Source organism: Variovorax sp. F042 (assembly GCF_057814215.1).
Genome location: NZ_JBVASX010000001.1, coordinates 445,924 through 463,907 on the forward strand (window position 1 = coordinate 445,924; position 17,984 = coordinate 463,907).

Here is a 17,984-nt window from a genome sequence, read left to right on the forward strand (position 1 = left end):
CTGGTTTTTTTCTTCGCATCCCAGGATGCCTTCATCACCATGTCCTTCATCAAGCACCTGAAAACCGCGGCCGTGGCCGTCACCCTGGCCGCGAGCGGCCTGCAGCTCGCGCATGCCGACGGCAACGAACAGTTCTTCCCGCTGCAGAGCTATCGCGTCGGTCCTTATGCGGCTGGCGGCACGGGCTTCTTCGGCGGCTTCATCGACTACCTCAACCTGGTGAACACGCGCGACGGCGGCGTGGGCGGCGTCAAGCTGACCTGGGAGGAGGGCGAGACGCAGTACGAAGTGGAGCGCGGCGTGGAGGTGTACGAGCGCCTCAAGCAGCGCCCCGGCATCGCGACCTGGAACCCGCTGTCGGTCGGCATCGCCTATGCGCTGATCGACCGCGTGACGGCCGACAAGGTGCCGCTGCTCACCATCAACCACGGCCGCACCGACACCACCGACGGCCGCGTGTTCAAGTACATCTTTCCGCTGTTGCTCAACCCGTACAGCGAAACCTCCGGCATCGTGAACTACATCGCGGGCAAGGAGGGCGGCACCGACAAGCTCAAGGGCAAGAAGATCGTGGTGCTGTACCACGGCTCGCCCTACGGCAAGGAGACCATCCCGATCTATGAGCTGCTCGCGAAGAAGTACGGCTTCACGCTGCAGCAGATCGAGGTACCGCACCCGGGCAACGAACAGCAATCGCAGTGGCTCACCATCCGCCGCGTGAAGCCCGACTACGTGGTGCTGCGCGGCTGGGGCGTGATGAATCCGGTGGCGCTCAAGACAGCGCAGAAGACGGGCTTTCCGGTCGACCACATCGTGGGCAACGTCTGGTCCAACTCCGAGGAAGACGTGATCCCCGCCGGCGATGCGGCCAAGGGCTACGTGGCCATTACCACCGTGGCCGCGGGCGCGCAGTACCCGGTGCTGCAGGAGATCACCAAGACCGTCTACGGCGCGGGCAAGGGCAACCTGCAGGACCCCAAGCGCATCGGCAGCGTCTATCACAACCTCGGCGTGCTCAACGGCATCCTGAACGTGGAGGCCATCCGCATCGCGCAGGCGAAGTTCGGCAAGCGCACGCTCACCGGCGACGAGATCCGCTGGGGTCTGGAGAACCTGAAGATCGACGAGGCACGCGCCGCGGCGCTCGGCGCCAAGGGCCTGTTCCATTCGATCAACGTGACCTGGGACAACCACGAAGGCGATGGCCGCGTGGCCTTCCAGCAGTGGGACGGCAGCAAGTGGAACGTGGTGTCCGACTGGATCGCGCCCGACTGGAAGCTGCTGCGGCCGATCATCGAGAAGTCTTCGCTGGCTTACGCCAAGGAAAAGAACGTCAAGGTGCGCAAGAGCATCGACGACTGAGCCCCACGCACGTCCTCATTCGAAATCACTCGCAAGTCGAAAGGCCATCAGATGTCCGCTGTTCTCCAACCCTCCGCATCCGCACCGGCCGCAGCCAACGATGCAGTGCCCGGCCTGCCGCTGCCTGACACGTCGGCGCACGTGATCCGCGACGACGCCGAGGCAATCGCCGTGGCGCATGCCCTGGCCGCGAAGCTGATCGTCGGCGCCTCCGAGCGCGACCGCCTGCGCCGCTGGCCTGTCGAAGAGATCGACGCCTACTCGCAAAGCGGCCTCTGGGCCATCAACGTGCCCAAGGCCTTCGGCGGTGCAGAGGTGTCGTATGCCACGCTGGCCGAGGTGATCTCGATCATCTCGGCGGCCGATCCCTCGCTCGGGCAGATCACGCAGAACCACCTGGGCTTCGTCGCCGCGGTGCGCACGGTGTCCGACGCGGCGCAGCAGAAGCTGTTCTTCGCTGACTTCCTGCGCGGCGTGCGCTGGGGCAATGCGTTCTCGGAATCGGGCTCCAAGCGCGCGGCCGATTTCGAGACGCGCTTCACCGATGCCGGCGACCACGTGGTGGTGACCGGCAAGAAGTTCTATTCGACTGGCGCGCTGCTCGCGCACTACGTGCCCATCGTGGCCAACGACGAGCAGGGCAACACCTGGTACGTGGTGGCCGAGCGCAATGCGCCGGGCCTCACGGTGATCGACGACTGGTCGGCCTTCGGCCAGCGCACCACGCTTAGCGGCACGGTGGTCATCGACCACGTGAAGGTGCCGAAGACGCACCTGATCCCGGCCTTCAAGGGCTACGACACGCCCTCGGCCGACGGCGCCATCTTCCAGCTCATCCAGGCGGCGGTCGACGTGGGCATTGCGCGCGGCACCATCGCGGAGACGGTCGATTTCATCCGCACCAAGACGCGCCCGTGGATCGACAGCCAGCGCGACCATGCATGGGAAGACCCGTACTCGATCCAGGCGGTGGGCGACCTGCAGATCCGGCTGCATGCGAGCGAGGCCCTGCTGGAGCGTGCGGGCCGTGCGATCGACCGCGCGGTGGCCGCGCCAGATGCCGACAGCGTGGCTGCGGCGCAGATCGCGACGGCGGAGGCCAAGGTGCTGTCTACGGAGATCGCGATTCTTGCGACCAACAAGCTGTTCGAACTGGCGGGCACGCGCTCGACGCTGGGGCAGTACAACCTCGACCGCCATTGGCGCAATGCACGCACGCACACGCTGCATGACCCGGTGCGCTGGAAGTACGCCATCGTGGGCAACTATTTCCTCAATGGCGTGAAGCCGCCATTCCATGCATGGAGCTGAGGTGACGGCCCCCTTGTTGCGCATCGAAGCCATCGAGGCCGCGTACCAGCGCTCCATCGTCGCGCTGCACGGTGTGAGCCTGGACGTGCGCGCCGGCGAAATCCACGCGCTGCTCGGCGCCAACGGTGCAGGCAAGTCGACCACGCTCAAGGCGGTGTCAAACCTGTTGCCGGCCGAGCGCGGGCAGGTGACGGCCGGACGCATCGTCTTCGACGGGCACGACACGGGCCGCACCAGCCCGGCAGATCTCGTCAGGCTTGGCCTGGTTCAGGTGCTGGAGGGCCGCCACTGCTTTCGCACGCTGACAGTGGAAGAAAACCTGCTGACCGGCGGGCTCGGCCGCAGCGCGCGGCGCTCGGAAGTCGCCGAAGACCTCGCGCGGGTCTACGCGATATTTCCCAAGCTGAAGGAAAGGCGACGCACGCTCGCCGGCCTCAGCTCAGGCGGCGAACAGCAGATGACGGCTATCGGCCGCGGGCTGATGTCGCGGCCCCGGCTGCTGGTGCTCGACGAGCCGTCGATGGGGCTGGCGCCGCTGGTGGTGCGCGACATCTTCGAGCAGCTGAGGCGGCTCAACCGCGAGCAGGGCCTGTCGATCCTCGTTGCCGAGCAGAACTCCACCGTCGCGCTTCAGTACGCCGACCGCGCAACGGTGCTCGATGCGGGAGTCGCGGTACTTGGCGGCGATGCACAGGCCCTACGCCAGCGTGCCGACATCCAGTCTTTCTATTTCGGCGAAGGCGTTGCCGAAGCCGTGGCCTGAAGACCGAACCTAGCGCCCGGCAACGTCGGCCAGCAGTGCCTGGCTGCTCATTTTCGGCGACGGGGGAAGGGCCTCCGGCGCGCCGGTCGTGCGGATCACTCGGTTGCTGCTCAATACCCGGTTGCGGACCTGCTGCGCCCCTGCCGTGAGGTTGTAGTCGATGCGGTAGTCCCATGCCGCGACCGGCACCTTGCGATCACCTAGGCGCTCGATGCGCACTTCCGCCGCGCTGCGCCCGCCCGACCTGATCTCGCTGGCCTGCGAGAAGCCCCGCCCGAAGCCGATGACCGTTCCGGCACTGTCGTACAGCGTGACCAGCACCTCGATGCCGACCAGTGCCATTTCGTCCTTGCGCGCATTGACGAGGCGGCCGAACAGCCATGTCTCGCCATCCTGCTGCACCAGTCGCACGCGCGTGAACTGCAGCGGCGGACCCTCGATCTTCCAGTAAGGTGCCGATAGCGCATCCACCTGCAATTCCTGCCGCGTGAGGGTTCCGTCGCCCGGCAGCTTGACCAGCACCGGCACCATTTCGCCGGGCATCAGCGTGCCGATGGGGACCGATTCGCTGTTCTCGCCGATGCGGCTGTCGCGGTCGAAGAAGATCGCCTTGACGTTCGGCCGCTCGAGGGCTGTGCCGGTTTCGTTGCGCGCAATCACCAGCAGTTGGGGTTTGGCCGAGCTTCCGTTGCCCACCAGCACCTGGCGCGCCTCGAGCTTGAGGCCTTCGCTCGGAATGGTGCGCTGCGCCGTCGAGGCCCCACCGGGCCTGTACGTTCCTGGCGGCTGGTTGCGGTCGATGACGTGGGCCATGACACCGAAAAAGCCCGTGACCAGCACCACCACCGCCGCCGCGCCCAGGGCGATCATCCGGGCCATGCTCTTGCTGCGTGCCGACTGCTCGATCGCCAACCGTCGGCCGGCTTCGTTCTTGACCTGCTCGAGCACCCGCTCCAGCCGGTCGGAGACGTCGTCCTCGACGACCGACATCGACCCGCAATGCGCGCAGGTGTACTGGTTGAGGCCGGCGCGTTGAAGCACGCTGCTGCCGCATTCACCGCACTTCAGCGTCTGCAGGTCGATGGTCAAAGGTGCTCCCTCGTGGCGATTGCGCCGCGGCGGCAATGCCGGGCGTTACCGTGCGCATCTTAGCGAGGAGCCTGATTGCCAACGGCGCTCAGATCGGCGTGCCGGTGTTCTCCGTCCATCCACCGCCCAGCGTCTTGTAGAAGGTCACGAGGTTCGTCAGGCGCGACAGGCGCGTGGTGATGAGGTTCTGCTGCGCCGTGTAAAGCGAGCGCTGCGAATCGAGCACGCTGAGGTAGCTGTCGACGCCACGGCGGAATCGCGCGTCCGAAAGGCGGTAGCTCTCCGCCGTTGCGTTCACCAGCGACTGTTGTGCATCGAGCTGGCGGCCCAGCGTGTTGCGTTGCGCCAGCGCATCCGAAACCTCGCGGAACGCCGTCTGGATTGCCTTCTCGTACTGCGCCACCGAGATGTCGCGGCTCACTGTCGCTATCTTGAGGTTGGCGCGGTTGGCGCCACCGTCGAAGATCGGCAGCGAGATCTGCGGTGCGAAGCTCCAGCTGCCCGAGCCGCCCTTGAACAGGCCCGAGAGCTGGCTGCTCGACGTGCCGGCCGACGCGGTGAGGCTGATGCTCGGATAGAAAGCCGCACGCGCCGCGCCGATGTAGGCATTGGCGGCTTTCAGGTCGCGCTCGGCCTGCAGGATGTCGGGTCGCCGTTGCAACAGCTCCGAGGGCAGCCCGGGCGGAATGGTGGCCAGCGGGCTCGCTGCGGCTGCCGTGCCATCGGGCAGCGACAGCGGCAGCAGTTCGTCCGGCACGTCTGCGCCCACGAGCAGCACCAGCGCATTGCGGTCTTGCGCTACCTGGGAGGTGTAGCGCTCGACGTCGACGCGCGCGGTGTCGACGCTGGTCTGCGCCTGGCTCAGCGTGAGCGCCGACGCCACGCCCAGTTCGAAGCTTCGCTGGTTGAGGCTGTAGGAGTCGCTCTGGCTGCGCAGGGTGTCGCGCGCGAGCTTCAGCTGGTCCTGGTCGGCCGCGAGCGTGAGGTAGCTCGTCGCCACCTCGGCCACCAGCGTGATCTGCGTGCTGCGGCGTGCCTCGGCCGTGGAGAAGAACTGCTCCAGCGCCTGCGCGCTCAGGCTTCGCACGCGACCGAACAGGTCGATTTCGTAGGAGCTGAACCCGACCGAAGCGCTGTACTGCCGCGCCGTGAGGGCTTCGCCGGTCGACGACAGGTCGGCCGGCGTGCGGCTGCCGCTGCCGCCGGCACTGGCGTTGACGGTGGGGAAGAGCGCTGCATCCTGCACCCGGTACTGGGCGCGGGCCTTCTCGATGTTCAGCACCGCGACGCGCAGGTCGCGGTTGTTGGCGAGGCTCATCTCGATCACGCGCTGCAGCGACGGATCGGTGAAGACATCGCGCCAGCCGAGGTCGGCGACCGGCGTGGAGGCCGGGGCGTTGCCTGTGTCGCCGGCGAACTTGCCGGCCACTGGCGCCGCGGGTTGCTGGTAGGTGGGAATCAGGCTGCAGCCGGCCATCAGGGCGGCGAGCGCGAGCGGAGCAAGGCGGAATGGTTTCATGGCAGACACCTCAGGAAGCGGCCGCGGCCGGTTGTGCATGCGAGTCCGGCAAGGCGGGCAAAGCAGGCGAGGGCGACCGTCCCTTGAAGAGACCGCGCACCAGCACGAAGAAAAGAGGCACGAAGAAGATCGCGAGCAGCGTGCCCGACAGCATGCCGCCGATGACGGCCGTGCCCAGCGCATGCTGCGCGCCGGCCCCCGCACCGGTGCCCAGCACCATCGGCAACACGCCGAGCACGAAGGCCAGCGAGGTCATGAGAATGGGCCGCAGCCGCATGCGAGCAGCCTCCATCGCCGACTCGACCAGGCTCTTGCCGTGCGCGTGCAGGTCCTTCGCGAACTCGACGATCAGGATGGCATTCTTCGACGCCAGCCCGATGGTCGTGAGCAGGCCGACCTGGAAGTACACGTCGTTCATCTTCCACGTCAGGATCGCGCCGATCAGCGCGCCCAGCACGCCGAGTGGCACCACCAGGATCACCGAGAACGGAATCGCCCAGCTCTCGTACAGCGCCGCAAGGCACAGGAACACGATCAGGATCGACAGCCCATAGAGCAGCCCGGTCTGCCCGCTCGATGCCTTCTCCTGGCGCGACAGGCCGGTCCATTCGTAGCCGATGCCCGGCGGCAGTTTGGCGACTGCGGCTTCGACGATGGCGAGCGCGTCGCCGCTCGATGCGGCTCCCGGCATCGCCATGCCCAGGATTTCCACCGAGGGCACCCCGTTGTAGCGCTCCAGGCGGGGCGAGCCCGAACTCCAGCCAGCCTTGGCGAACGAGGTGAAGGGCACCATCGTTCCGGCGCTGTTGCGCACGTACCAGCGGTCGATGTCCTCCGGCAGCATCCGGTACTGAGCATCGGCCTGCAGCATCACCTTCTTCACGCGCCCCTTGTCGATGAAGTCGTTGACGTAGCTGCTGCCCCAGGCGGTGGAGAAGGTGTCGTTGATGTCGGACATCGAAAGGCCCTGGGCCTGTGCCTTGTGCGGATCGATCTCGAGCCTGAATTCGGGTGTGTCTTCCATCCCGTTGGGGCGCACGGCCACCAGGCGCTTGTCCTTGGCCAGCGTGCCGAGCAGCTGGTTGCGCGCCTGCATCAGGGCCTCGTGCCCGAGGTTGGCGCGATCCTGCAGCATCAGGTCGAAGCCGGTCGCGTTGCCGAGCTCTGCCACGGCGGGCGGTGCGAAGGCAAACACCTTTGCGTCCCTGATTGTGTTGAAGAAGGCGCCGGCCTTTGCGGCCACTCCCGTCACGCTCAGTGCCTCGCCCTCGCGTTCATTCCAGGGCTTGAGCTTGATGAAGGCAAAGCCCGTGTTCTGCCCGCTGCCCGCGAAGCTGAAACCCGCCACCGTGAAGATGCCCGAGACCGCGTCTTTCTGATCGACCAGGAAGTGATGTTCCACCTGGCGGATGACTTCTTCCGTGCGCGTGTTCGTCGCGCCTGGCGGCAGCTGCACCAGCGCAAACATCGTGCCCTGGTCTTCGTCGGGCAGAAACCCGATGGGCAGCTTCATGAAGCCGAACACCACCACGGCAAACAAGACCGCGTACAGGGCCATGTAGCGCCAGCCCTTGCCCACCATGTGCCGCACGATGCCCTGGTAGCGGCGGTTGCCGCGATCGAAGCTGCGGTTGAACCAGCCGAAGAAGCCGGTGGTGGCCATTGCATGATCCTTGTCGACCGGCTTGAGCAGCGTCGCGCAAAGGGCCGGCGTGAGCACCAGCGCCACGAGCACCGACAGCGTCATGGCCGAGACGATGGTGATGGAGAACTGCCGGTAGATCACGCCCGTGGAACCGCCGAAGAAAGCCATCGGCACGAACACCGCCGCCAGCACCAGGGCCACGCCGACCAGCGCGCCGGTGATCTGGCCCATGGACTTGCGCGTGGCCTCCTTGGGCGGGAGGCCTTCATCGGCCATCACGCGCTCGACGTTCTCGACCACCACGATTGCATCGTCCACCAGCAGCCCGATGGCGAGCACCATCGCGAACATCGTCAGTGTGTTGATGGTGAAGCCGAAGGCCGCGAGCACGCCGAAGGTGCCCAGCAGCACCACGGGAACCGCAATGGTCGGAATCAGCGTGGCGCGGAAGTTCTGCAGAAAGAGATACATCACCAGGAACACCAGCACCACGGCCTCGACGAGCGTCTTGATGACCTCCTCGATGGAGATCCGCACGAAGGGCGTGGTGTCGTAGGGCTTCTGCACCTTCATGCCCTGCGGAAAGAACTTCTCGAGCTCGGCGACGCGCGCATCGACGGCCTTGACCGTGTCGAGCGCATTGGCGCCGGTGGCCAGCTTGATGGCCAGGCCCGCGGCCGGCTTGCCGTTGTAGCGACCGACCGTGTTGTACGACTCGCTGCCGAGCTCGATGCGGGCTACGTCGCGCAGGCGGACCTGCGAGCCGTCGGTCTGCGTGCGCAGCAGGATGTCCTCGAACTCCTGCGCGGTCTTCAGGCGCGTCTGCGAGGTGATGGTGGCGTTGAGCTGCTGGTTGCTTGCCGCAGGCATGCCGCCGAGCTGGCCGGCCGAAACCTGCGCGTTCTGCGCCGTGATCGCGTTCTTCACATCCAGCGGCGTGAGGCTGAAGCTGGAGAGCTTGTTCGGGTCGAGCCATACGCGCATGGCGTACTGCGAGCCGAAGAGCGTGGTGTCGCCCACGCCCTCGACGCGGCTGATTGCGTCCTGGACGTTGGCCGCGACGTAGTCGGACAGGTCCGACCCGTTCATGCTGCCGTCTTCGGAGGTGAAGGCCAACACGTTCAGAAAGTTGGTGGCCGACTTCGTGACGGTGACACCCTGTTGCTGCACCTCTTGCGGCAGCAGCGGCGTGGCAAGCGAGAGCTTGTTCTGCACCTGCACCTGAGCGGTGTCGGGGTCGGTTCCGTTCTCGAAGGTGAGCGTGATGGTGACCGAGCCCGACGACTCGCTGGTCGAGGCCATGTAGCTCAGCCGGTCCAGCCCCTTCATCTTCTGCTCGATGACCTGGGTGACGGTGTCTTCGAGCGTCTTGGCGGAAGCACCGGGGTAGTTGGCGGTGATTGCGACGGCGGGCGGCGCGATGCTCGGGTACTGCGCGATCGGCAGCGTGGCGATGGACATGACGCCGCCCAGCATCACGATGATGGCGAGGACCCACGCGAAGATGGGGCGGTCGATGAAGAAGCGTGCCATGGTGGTCTTCCTGGATCAGTCCGCCGTGGCGCCGGGCGAGGGGAGGGCCGCCTTGGCAGTCGTTTCAGTGCCGGGCTTGGACTTGGGGTTCCACTGCACCGTCTTCACCTCGACGCCCGGCGCCGCGCGCTGCAGGCCGTCCACCACGAGCTGGTCGCCGGCCTGCAGGCCGCTGCGCACCAGCCATTGGTCGCCGATGGCGCGTTCCGTTTCGAGCACGCGCCGCTGCAGCTTGTGCTGGGCATCCACCACGTAGGCCGTCGGCTTGCCGGTGCTGTCGCGCGACACAGCCTGCTGCGGCACCATGAGCGCCTGTTCCTTCACGCCTTCCTGCAGCACGGCGCGCACGTACATGCCGGGCAGCAGGTCCGCCTTGGGGTTGGGGAACACCGCGCGCAGCGTGATGGCGCCGGTGTTCTGGTCTACGGTGACGTCAGAGAACTCGAGCTTGCCTTCGAGCGGATAGGCGCTCCCGTCTTCGAGCAGCAGCCGCACCTTCGCGGCGTTGGCGCCGCTCTTTTGCAGATCGCCGCGGGCCATGGCCTGCTTCAACTGAAGCATCGCGGCGCTGGATTGCGTCACGTCGACATAGATCGGATCGAGCTGCTGGATGGTGGCCAGCGCGGTCGACTGGCTCGCCGTGACCAGTGCGCCGGGCGTGACCGTCGACTTGCCGATGCGGCCGGAGATCGGTGCGTCGATGCGTGCATAGGCAAGGTTGATGCGGCTCGTCTCAACATTGGCCCGTGCCGAGGCAACGTCGGCCTCGCCTTGGCCCAGCGAGGCGGCGGCGTCGTCGTAGTCCTGCTGGCTCACGGCCTTGATGGCGACCAGTTCCTTGTAGCGCTCGGCCTTCAGCCGCGTGGTCGTGAGGCTGGCCTGCGCCTTGGCGAGCGCGGCGACGTTGCTGTCGTAGGTCGCCTTGTAGGTGGCGGGATCGATCTGGTAGAGCGTTTCGCCAGCCTTCACGTCGCTGCCTTCGCGGAACTGGCGGGCCTTCACGATGCCGCCGACCTGGGGCCGTACGTCGGCGATGAGAAAGGGCGTCGTGCGCCCGGGCAGCTCGGCCGTGATGGCCACGCGCTGCGGCTGCACAGACACTACCCCCACCTCGGGCATGCCCTGCGCTGCGGGCGGTCCGCCCGGTGGCTTGCCGCAGGCGACAAGCATGAAGGTAGAAGCGAGGGCTGCCGTGAAGGTCAGGCCATAGGTGAAAGGTGGACGCATGGCGAATCTCCTGAAGAGCGACGGATCGGTGATGGGGTCGGCCTGCTGTTAAACAGACAGTAGTGTCCAGTAATGTATTTTGACTTCCAGGGGCTGTCAATTAATAATGGACACTATTGTCCAGAAATGAGGAGACATTTAGATGCGAGTCAAAACAGAGGCCAAGCGCGACGCCATCGTTCAGGTGGCCGCCGAGGTCTTCCGGGAGCTGGGGTTCGAAGGGGCCTCCATGGTGGAGATCGCTGCGCGCGTGGGCGGCTCGAGGGCCACGCTGTATGGCTACTTCAGCTCCAAGGAGGAGTTGTTCGTTGCCGTGACCCACGGCACGGCCAAGGTCCATTTCGCGCCAATTTTTGAGGCGCTCGGGCAGGAGAGCGACGACGACCTCGAACAGGTGCTGCAACGCTTCGGCGAAAAAATCCTGGCAGTGGTGTGTTCGCAGGAGGCCATCCAGGCGCGCAGGGCCGTGATCGCGGAGTCCGGCCGCAGCGACATCGGGCGGTTGTTCTACGAAGGTGGGCCCAAGAAGGGGCTGACCGAGCTGGCGGGGTTCCTGGAACTGCAGATGCAAAAGGGCCGGCTGCGCAAGGCCGATCCGCAGGTAGCGGCACGCCACCTGACGGCATTGCTGGATTCGGAGACCGTCATGCCGGCTCTTATCGGTATCGATGGACCGTTGTCCCGAAAGGATTTGCGGGAAGCGACGCGACGGGCTCTGCAGACCTTTCTCGGAGGCTATGCGCCCGAAGGAAAGAAGGCCAAGTGAGCTTGCGGCATGCGCGACACGCGCACCCAGCTTGCGTTGGCACGGTCAATCCCGTACGCTGACCCGGCGTCTTTGCGCACCGCCCGAGCCCTTGCGGGCCGCCGGGCCAGCTTTGCGGACGCCAAGGAGTCCATGCCATGCCAAGCCGATCGAACGGCCTCGCGGCCGAAGTGGAAGCAGTGCGAACGCTGGCGCTCGTCGGCGCCGCGGCCGCCGGCAAGACCTCTCTTGCCGAGGCTTTGTTGTACAAGGCGGGTGCTATCGGGGCCTGCGGGAGCATCGAACGCGGCAGCACCGTCAGCGACCACGACCCGCTCGAGCGCCGCATGCAGCACTCGCTCAATGCATCGGTGATGCACCTCACGCATGCCGGCACGCGCATCCACTTCATCGACACGCCCGGCGGCCCCGACTTCCTTGGCCAGAGCCTGCCGGCGCTGGAGGCGGTCGAAACGGCGGCGGTGGTCATCAATGCCGCGACCGGCATCGAGCCGATGGCGGTGCGCATGATGGAGTACGCGGCCTCGCGCCACCTCGCCCGCATGATCATCGTCACCAAGATCGACTCGCAGGGCGTCTCGCTCGCGGGCCTGCTGGCCGACATCCAGGCCACCTTCGGCCGCGAATGCCTGCCGCTGAACCTGCCCGACGGGGTCGGCAGGCAGGTGGTGGACTGTTTTTTCAACCGCTTCGGGAGGTCCGACTTCGGCCCTGTAGAAGCGGCGCACCGCGCGCTGGTGGAGCAGGTGGTCGAGGTCGACGCGGCCTTCGTCGACCGCTACCTCGAGGAAGGCGACGTGGATCCGGCCGAGCTGCATGCGCCGCTCGAGCAGGCGCTGCGCGAGGGCCACCTGATCCCGGTGTGCTTCGTCTCGTCGCGCAGCGGCGCCGGCGTGGCCGAGCTGTTGGACGTGATCGTCAAGCTCCTGCCAGACCCGACCGAGGCCAACCCGCCGGACTTCATCGTCGGCGAGGGCGCGCAGGCCAAGCCCATGGAGGCCAGGCCCGACCCGTCGCTGCACGTGCTGGCGCACGTGTTCAAGGTCACGATCGACCCCTATGTCGGCAAGATGGGCATCTTCCGTGTGCACCAGGGCACGCTCACGCGCGACAGCCAGCTCTACATCGGCGACGGCCGCAAGCCCTTCAAGGTGGGGCACCTGTTCATGCTCCAGGGCAAGGACCATGTCGAGGTGTCGCACGCGGTGCCTGGCGACATCGTGGCGGTGGCCAAGGTCGAGGAGATCCATTTCGACGCCGTGCTGCACGATGTGGCCGAAGACAGCCACGTGCATCTCGCGCCTCTGGCGTTCCCGGTGCCGGTGTACGGCCTGGCCGTGGAGCCCAAGCGCCATGGCGACGAGCAGCGCGCCTGGGAGATCCTCGGCAAGCTCACGGCCGAGGATCCGTGCCTGCGCATCGAGCATGTGGCCGCGACCAACGAGACGGTCCTCTACGGGCTCGGCGAACTGCACCTGCGCATCGTGCTCGAACGCCTGCGCGAGGTGTATCGCTTCGAGGTCCAGACGCGGCCGCCCCGCATTGCCTACCGCGAGAGCGTGACCGTGCCGGCCGAGGGCCACCACCGGCACAAGAAACAGACCGGCGGCGCTGGCCAGTTCGGCGAAGTCTTCCTGCGCATCGAGCCGCTGGCGCGCGGTGCTGGCTTCCAGTTCGCCGACGAGGTCAGGGGCGGGGCGATTCCGGGCCAGTTCATCCCCGCAGTCGAGAAGGGCGTGCGCGAGGTGCTGGTGTGCGGCGCGATCGCCGGCTACCCGGTGGTCGATGTGCGCGTTGTTGTGCACGATGGCAAGCACCACAGCGTCGACAGCAAGGACATCGCCTTTGCGACTGCCGGTCGCAAGGCCTTCATGGCTGCCATCCGCGAGGCCCGGCCGGTCGTGCTCGAGCCGATCGTCCAGATCGAGATCGACGTGCCGGAGCATTCCGTCGGCGATGTCACGAGCGACCTGTCGTCGCGGCGCGGCCTGGTCACCGGAACGTCGGCCCTGGGGGGCGGCATTGTGGCCGTCGGCGGGCAAGTGCCCATGGCCGAACTGGCCAACTACCAGTCGCGGCTCAATGCAATGACCAGCGGCCAAGGCCGATACACCATCGCGTTGTCACACTACGAAGCCGTGCCGCCGGCCGTCCAGCAGACGCTGACGGACCAGTACCGGGTGCATGAAGAGGACTAGGGGAATTGTGTTTGCGAGATATCGCAATGAGCCCGGCTACCGAAGCACCAGCACAGGCAGCGCCGAATGCGCCAGCACGTGCTGCGTCTCGCTGCCAAGCAGCAGCCGCTTGATGCCCTTGCGGCCGTGCGAGGCCATCACGATCAGGTCGCTCTTGTGCTTTTTCGCCGCGGCGATGATCGACTCCGCCACCAGGTCCGAGTTGGCCGTTGCTGTCTTGACACGCACGCCGCTTTCCTTGGCGCGTGCGCTCACGGTGTCGAGCATTGCCTGTGCCTTCTCGGCCCATTGCTTCTCGACGCGGCCGATGTCCTCTGGCGAAAAGGTCATGGAGCCCTCGAAGTAGCTTCGGGGGTAGCGCGGAACCACGTTGATCGCCACCAGGTCGGCATCGTTCTGTGCGGCGAGAGCGATCGCGCTCGCGACAGCCTTCTTCGAGAGTGTGGAGCCGTCGGTGGCGACGAGGATGCGCTTGAACATGTGGGGTCTCCAGGGAAAGGTATGCCGCGAGCTTAGGCAGGCCGGGGCCCCGAGCGTTGATACAGATCAAAGAGCGTGGTGCGGCCCGCCATTAGCCTCGCTCCGATGCAAGCTGCGCTCGCCCCGTTCTCTACGCATCCGTCGGCCGCTGCGGCCACCGCCGACACCTGGCAGGTGCTCGACGACCTGGCCGAATGGCCGGCGTTCGGCCAGCTGGAGGAGGGCGATGCAGCCACCGGCCAGTGGGCATCGCAGGTCGCGGTCGAGGGCATGCACTGCACCGCTTGCGCTTTCACCGTCGAGGCTGCGCTGCTGAAGGTGCCCGGAGTGCGCGAGGCACAGGTCAATGGGGCCAGCCGGCGGGCGCGCGTGGTGTGGTCGGCCGCGGTCACCCGGCCTTCACGCTGGTTCGAGGCTTCGGCCGCTGCCGGATACCCGCTGGTTCCCGCCGGCAGCCAGTTGGCAAGCGCGGGGCGCGCGCGCGAACTGCGCATGGCGCTGTGGCGCTGGCTGGTCTCGGGCTTCTGCATGATGCAGGTGATGATGTATGCCTACCCGGCTTACATCGCCAGGCCGGGCGACATGACGGACGACGCCGCGCAGTTGCTGCGCTGGGCCTCCTGGGTGCTCACGCTGCCCGTCGTGTTGTTCTCCTGCGGTCCCTTCTTCCGCAGCGCCTGGCGCGACCTGCGCGCGGGCCGTATCGGCATGGATCTTCCGGTGGCGTTCGGCGTGCTCGCGACCTTCGCGGTCAGCAGCGCCGCCACCTTCGACGCCGGCGGGCCGCTGGGCCACGAGGTCTACTTCGACTCGCTGACGATGTTCGTCTTCTTCCTGCTGACCGGCCGCTGGCTCGAGGCACGCCTGCGAGACCGTACCGCCGGCTCGCTCGAGGCCCTGATGAACCGCCTGCCCGACAGCATCGATCGACTCGCTCCAGATGGCAGCTGGACCCGCGTGGCCGTGCGCAGGCTCGCAGCCGCAGACGTGGTGCGCGTGCGCCCCGGCGAGGCGTTTCCGGCCGACGGCGTGGTGATCGAAGGCGACACCAGCGCCGACGAGGCCCTGCTGACAGGCGAATCCCGCCCCGTGCCGCGCCCCCGCGGCGACCGCGTGCTGGCCGGCAGCCACAACCTCTCTGCGGTGGTCAGTGTGCGGATCGAATCAGTGGGCGAGGGCACGCGCTTCGCCCAGATCGTGCGGCTGATGGAAAGCGCCGCCTCGCGCAAGCCGCGCCTGGCGCTGCTGGCGGACCGGGTGGCGCGGCCTTTCCTCGTCGCGGTGCTCGCATCGGCGGCGATGGCGGCAGTGTTCTGGTGGCACACGGACCCGGGCAAGGCGCTGATGGTGGCGGTCGCGGTGCTCATCGTGACTTGCCCCTGTGCGCTCTCGCTCGCGACCCCGGCTGCCATGCTCGCGAGCGCCGGCGCCCTGGCGCGCGGCGGCGCCCTGGCGCGCGGCGGCGTGCTGACTTCCAACCTGCAGGCGCTGGAGGCACTGGCATCGGTCGATACGGTCGTGTTCGACAAGACGGGCACGTTGACTGGCGACATCCCGCGGCTGGAGCGCATCTATTGCCGGCAGGGCCTGCGGCCCGGCGACGCACTTGAAATGGCGGCGGCGCTCGCTGCGCAGTCGCTGCATCCCGTTGCGCAGGCGCTGGTGAATGCGTGGAATGCTCAGTTCCGCTCGCCACCGGGCTGGACCGTGGAACAGGCCACCGAAGCGGCAGGGCTCGGGCTCGAAGGCCTGCTGCGCAGAGCGCATGCGCGCACCGGAACAGGCCAGCGTGCGCGTCTTGGCTCGTCGAGCTTCTGCAGCGTGAATGCGCTGGAGGTTGACGCTGCGCAGGTCCACCTGGCCGACGAGCAGGGGTGGGTCGCCAGCTTCGTGCTGGCCGAAGAGCTTCGCGCCGATGCCGCCGTTGCGGTGGCTGCGCTGCGCGCGCAGGGCCTGACGGTGCGGCTGCTCTCGGGCGATCGCGACAGCGCCGCGAAGGAGATCGCCGCGCGCTGCGGCATCGACTTCGCGCAGGGTGGCTGCACGCCGGAGGACAAGCTCGACGTGCTCTGGCGGCTGCAGGCCGAGGGACGGCAGATTGCGATGGTGGGCGACGGCCTGAACGACGGTCCCTCGCTGGCGCGTGCGAACGCCTCGTTCGCCTTCGGCCGCAGCGTGCCGCTGTCGCGCGCGCACGCCGATTTCGTCGTGCTGGGCGACAGGCTCGCCACCATTCCAGATGCCATCGCACAAGCCCGCAAGACGCTGCACGTGGTGCGCCAGAACCTCTGGTGGGCCGCAGGCTACAACGCGCTGTGCGTGCCGCTCGCCGTGGCGGGCTGGTTGCCGGCGTGGCTCGCGGGCCTGGGCATGGCCGCGAGCTCCCTCGCGGTGGTCCTCAATGCGGCACGGCTCGCGGCCGCCGGCAAGGCAAGCCGCTGATGGACATCCTCTTCCTGCTCATCCCGCTGTCCGTGGTGCTGGTTCTCGCGATCCTCGGTGGGCTCTGGTGGGCGATCGAGCGCGGCCAGTTCGACGACGTCGAGACCGAAGGCGACCGCATCCTGCACGGCGATTGATTTGCATCAAGCCCGCGAGGCAGACGCCCACGGAAACTGCCCACAACTCATTCAAGGGCACGACGATGCAACAACCGAACCCACCCGCCGCGGTATACGACGACACCGTCGTGCGGCAGTTCGCGCTCATGTCCGTGGTCTGGGGCGTGGTCGGCATGCTGGTCGGCGTGATCATCGCCTCCCAGCTGACCTGGCCCGAGCTCAACCTCGGCATTCCATGGCTCAGCTACGGGCGACTGCGGCCGCTGCACACCAACGCGGTCATCTTCGCGTTCGGCGGCTGCGCGCTGATGGCCACGAGCTTCCACGTGGTTCAGCGCACCTGCCAGGTGGGCCTTTTCGCGCCGAAGCTCGCGTCCTTCGTGTTCTGGGGCTGGCAGGCCGTGATCGTCGCGGCCGCCATCAGCCTGCCGATGGGCTACACCAGCGGCAAGGAATACGCCGAGCTGGAGTGGCCCATCGACCTGCTGATCGCGGTGGTCTGGGTGGCCTACGCCATCGTGTTCTTCGGCACCATCGGCATGCGCCGCGTGCGCCACATCTACGTGGCGAACTGGTTCTTCGGAGCCTTCATCATCGCGGTGGCGCTGCTGCACATCGTCAACAGCGCAGAGGTTCCGGCGGGCTGGATGAAAAGCTACTCGGCCTATGCCGGCGTGCAGGACGCGATGGTGCAGTGGTGGTACGGCCACAACGCCGTGGGCTTCTTCCTCACCGCGGGCTTCCTCGGGATGATGTATTACTACATCCCCAAGCAGGCCGGCCGGCCGGTGTATTCGTATCGGCTGTCCATCGTCCACTTCTGGGCGCTGATCTTCACCTACATGTGGGCCGGCCCGCACCACCTGCACTACACGGCGCTGCCGGACTGGACGCAATCGCTGGGCATGGTGTTCTCGCTGATCCTGCTGGCGCCGAGCTGGGGCGGCATGATCAACGGCGTGATGACGCTCTCGGGCGCCTGGCACAAGCTGCGCACCGACCCGATCCTGCGCTTCCTGATCGTCGCACTGTCGTTCTACGGCATGTCGACCTTCGAGGGTCCGATGATGTCCATCAAGACCGTCAACGCCCTGAGCCACTACACCGACTGGACCATCGGCCACGTGCACTCCGGCGCGCTCGGCTGGGTGGGGTTCATCACCATGGGCTCGCTCTACTACCTGATCCCGCGCATGTATGGCCGCACCACCATGTACAGCGTGAAGGCCATCGAGGCGCACTTCTGGATCGCCACCATCGGCATCGTCCTGTACATCGCCGCCATGTGGATCGCCGGCGTGATGCAAGGGCTGATGTGGCGCGCCATCAACCCCGACGGCACGCTCACCTACACCTTCGTGGAGAGCGTGAAGGCCACTTTCCCGTTCTACGTGGTGCGCCTGATCGGCGGACTGCTCTATCTGTCCGGGATGCTGGTGATGGCCTGGAACGTCTGGATGACCGTCATCTCGGGCCGCTCGGTGCGCGTCGAGATCCCGCCCCCCGTCATGGCCCACGCCTGAGGACGCA

At 66.9% G+C, this 17,984-nt stretch carries 13 protein-coding genes; 8 read left to right on the plus strand and 5 right to left on the minus strand.

What is annotated here, in order from left to right:
- Positions 1 to 39: 39 nt before the first annotated feature.
- The 3 genes from ACZYSP_RS02130 to ACZYSP_RS02140 are packed head-to-tail and all read left to right on the plus strand — an operon-like array spanning position 40 to position 3,436.
- Positions 40 to 1,362: an ABC transporter substrate-binding protein gene (locus ACZYSP_RS02130; RefSeq protein ID WP_093174150.1), complete on the plus strand. Its 1,323-nt coding sequence runs from the start codon at positions 40 to 42 to the stop codon at positions 1,360 to 1,362.
- 51 nt (positions 1,363 to 1,413) lie between these two features.
- Complete coding sequence (locus ACZYSP_RS02135; protein WP_489012896.1) at positions 1,414 to 2,673, plus strand: SfnB family sulfur acquisition oxidoreductase; 1,260 nt, start codon at positions 1,414 to 1,416, stop codon at positions 2,671 to 2,673.
- Position 2,674: 1 nt separating this feature from the next.
- Positions 2,675 to 3,436: an ABC transporter ATP-binding protein gene (locus ACZYSP_RS02140; RefSeq protein WP_489012897.1), complete on the plus strand. Its 762-nt coding sequence runs from the start codon at positions 2,675 to 2,677 to the stop codon at positions 3,434 to 3,436.
- 9 nt (positions 3,437 to 3,445) lie between these two features.
- Here ACZYSP_RS02140 and ACZYSP_RS02145 read toward each other — a convergent pair whose 3' ends face one another.
- From ACZYSP_RS02145 to ACZYSP_RS02160, 4 genes are all read right to left on the minus strand, one after another.
- Positions 3,446 to 4,525: a hypothetical protein gene (locus ACZYSP_RS02145; RefSeq protein ID WP_489012898.1), complete on the minus strand. Its 1,080-nt coding sequence runs from the start codon at positions 4,523 to 4,525 to the stop codon at positions 3,446 to 3,448.
- Between the two features lie 88 nt (positions 4,526 to 4,613).
- Positions 4,614 to 6,044 carry an AdeC/AdeK/OprM family multidrug efflux complex outer membrane factor gene (gene adeC, locus ACZYSP_RS02150; protein WP_489012899.1) on the minus strand — a complete coding sequence of 477 codons (1,431 nt, stop codon included), beginning with the start codon at positions 6,042 to 6,044 and terminating at the stop codon, positions 4,614 to 4,616.
- A 10-nt stretch (positions 6,045 to 6,054) separates the two neighbouring features.
- Positions 6,055 to 9,222, minus strand: coding sequence for an efflux RND transporter permease subunit (locus tag ACZYSP_RS02155; protein WP_489012900.1), 3,168 nt, complete (start codon positions 9,220 to 9,222; stop codon positions 6,055 to 6,057).
- 15 nt (positions 9,223 to 9,237) lie between these two features.
- Positions 9,238 to 10,449: an efflux RND transporter periplasmic adaptor subunit gene (locus ACZYSP_RS02160; protein ID WP_489012901.1), complete on the minus strand. Its 1,212-nt coding sequence runs from the start codon at positions 10,447 to 10,449 to the stop codon at positions 9,238 to 9,240.
- A 142-nt stretch (positions 10,450 to 10,591) separates the two neighbouring features.
- Between ACZYSP_RS02160 and ACZYSP_RS02165 the strand changes: the two genes are divergently transcribed.
- On the plus strand, positions 10,592 to 11,215 hold the full coding sequence (locus ACZYSP_RS02165; RefSeq protein ID WP_093058410.1) for a TetR/AcrR family transcriptional regulator: 624 nt from the start codon (positions 10,592 to 10,594) through the stop codon (positions 11,213 to 11,215).
- Between the two features lie 137 nt (positions 11,216 to 11,352).
- Positions 11,353 to 13,413, plus strand: a complete 2,061-nt coding sequence (gene fusA, locus ACZYSP_RS02170) for an elongation factor G (RefSeq protein WP_489012902.1) — start codon at positions 11,353 to 11,355, stop codon at positions 13,411 to 13,413.
- A 36-nt stretch (positions 13,414 to 13,449) separates the two neighbouring features.
- Here the strand turns inward: fusA and ACZYSP_RS02175 are convergent, their stop codons facing one another.
- Complete coding sequence (locus ACZYSP_RS02175; RefSeq protein WP_093074311.1) at positions 13,450 to 13,893, minus strand: universal stress protein; 444 nt, start codon at positions 13,891 to 13,893, stop codon at positions 13,450 to 13,452.
- A gap of 105 nt (positions 13,894 to 13,998) precedes the next feature.
- Between ACZYSP_RS02175 and ACZYSP_RS02180 the strand changes: the two genes are divergently transcribed.
- The 3 genes from ACZYSP_RS02180 to ccoN all read left to right on the plus strand — a co-directional run bounded on the left by ACZYSP_RS02180 (position 13,999) and on the right by ccoN (position 17,977).
- A complete protein-coding gene (locus tag ACZYSP_RS02180; RefSeq protein ID WP_489012903.1) occupies positions 13,999 to 16,335 on the plus strand; it encodes a heavy metal translocating P-type ATPase in 2,337 nt (778 codons plus the stop codon).
- Positions 16,335 to 16,472 (plus strand): cbb3-type cytochrome oxidase assembly protein CcoS, encoded by a 138-nt coding sequence (ccoS, locus tag ACZYSP_RS02185; protein ID WP_093058414.1) that lies wholly within the window; start codon positions 16,335 to 16,337, stop codon positions 16,470 to 16,472. Before ACZYSP_RS02180 ends, ccoS begins: the two co-directional genes overlap by 1 nt.
- 65 nt (positions 16,473 to 16,537) lie before the next feature.
- Complete coding sequence (ccoN, locus tag ACZYSP_RS02190; protein ID WP_093058415.1) at positions 16,538 to 17,977, plus strand: cytochrome-c oxidase, cbb3-type subunit I; 1,440 nt, start codon at positions 16,538 to 16,540, stop codon at positions 17,975 to 17,977.
- Positions 17,978 to 17,984: the final 7 nt, after the last annotated feature.

What these genes read in the sequence shown, in the direction of transcription:
- ACZYSP_RS02130 (WP_093174150.1), top strand. Translation starts at nt 40, where the DNA reads ATGTCCTTCATCAAGCACCTGAAAACCGCGGCCGTGGCCGTCACCCTG.
- ACZYSP_RS02135 (WP_489012896.1), top strand. Translation starts at nt 1,414, where the DNA reads ATGTCCGCTGTTCTCCAACCCTCCGCATCCGCACCGGCCGCAGCCAAC.
- adeC (WP_489012899.1), bottom strand. Translation starts at nt 6,044, where the DNA reads ATGAAACCATTCCGCCTTGCTCCGCTCGCGCTCGCCGCCCTGATGGCC.
- ACZYSP_RS02155 (WP_489012900.1), bottom strand. Translation starts at nt 9,222, where the DNA reads ATGGCACGCTTCTTCATCGACCGCCCCATCTTCGCGTGGGTCCTCGCC.
- ACZYSP_RS02160 (WP_489012901.1), bottom strand. Translation starts at nt 10,449, where the DNA reads ATGCGTCCACCTTTCACCTATGGCCTGACCTTCACGGCAGCCCTCGCT.
- ACZYSP_RS02165 (WP_093058410.1), top strand. Translation starts at nt 10,592, where the DNA reads ATGCGAGTCAAAACAGAGGCCAAGCGCGACGCCATCGTTCAGGTGGCC.
- fusA (WP_489012902.1), top strand. Translation starts at nt 11,353, where the DNA reads ATGCCAAGCCGATCGAACGGCCTCGCGGCCGAAGTGGAAGCAGTGCGA.
- ACZYSP_RS02175 (WP_093074311.1), bottom strand. Translation starts at nt 13,893, where the DNA reads ATGTTCAAGCGCATCCTCGTCGCCACCGACGGCTCCACACTCTCGAAG.
- ACZYSP_RS02180 (WP_489012903.1), top strand. Translation starts at nt 13,999, where the DNA reads ATGCAAGCTGCGCTCGCCCCGTTCTCTACGCATCCGTCGGCCGCTGCG.
- ccoS (WP_093058414.1), top strand. Translation starts at nt 16,335, where the DNA reads ATGGACATCCTCTTCCTGCTCATCCCGCTGTCCGTGGTGCTGGTTCTC.
- ccoN (WP_093058415.1), top strand. Translation starts at nt 16,538, where the DNA reads ATGCAACAACCGAACCCACCCGCCGCGGTATACGACGACACCGTCGTG.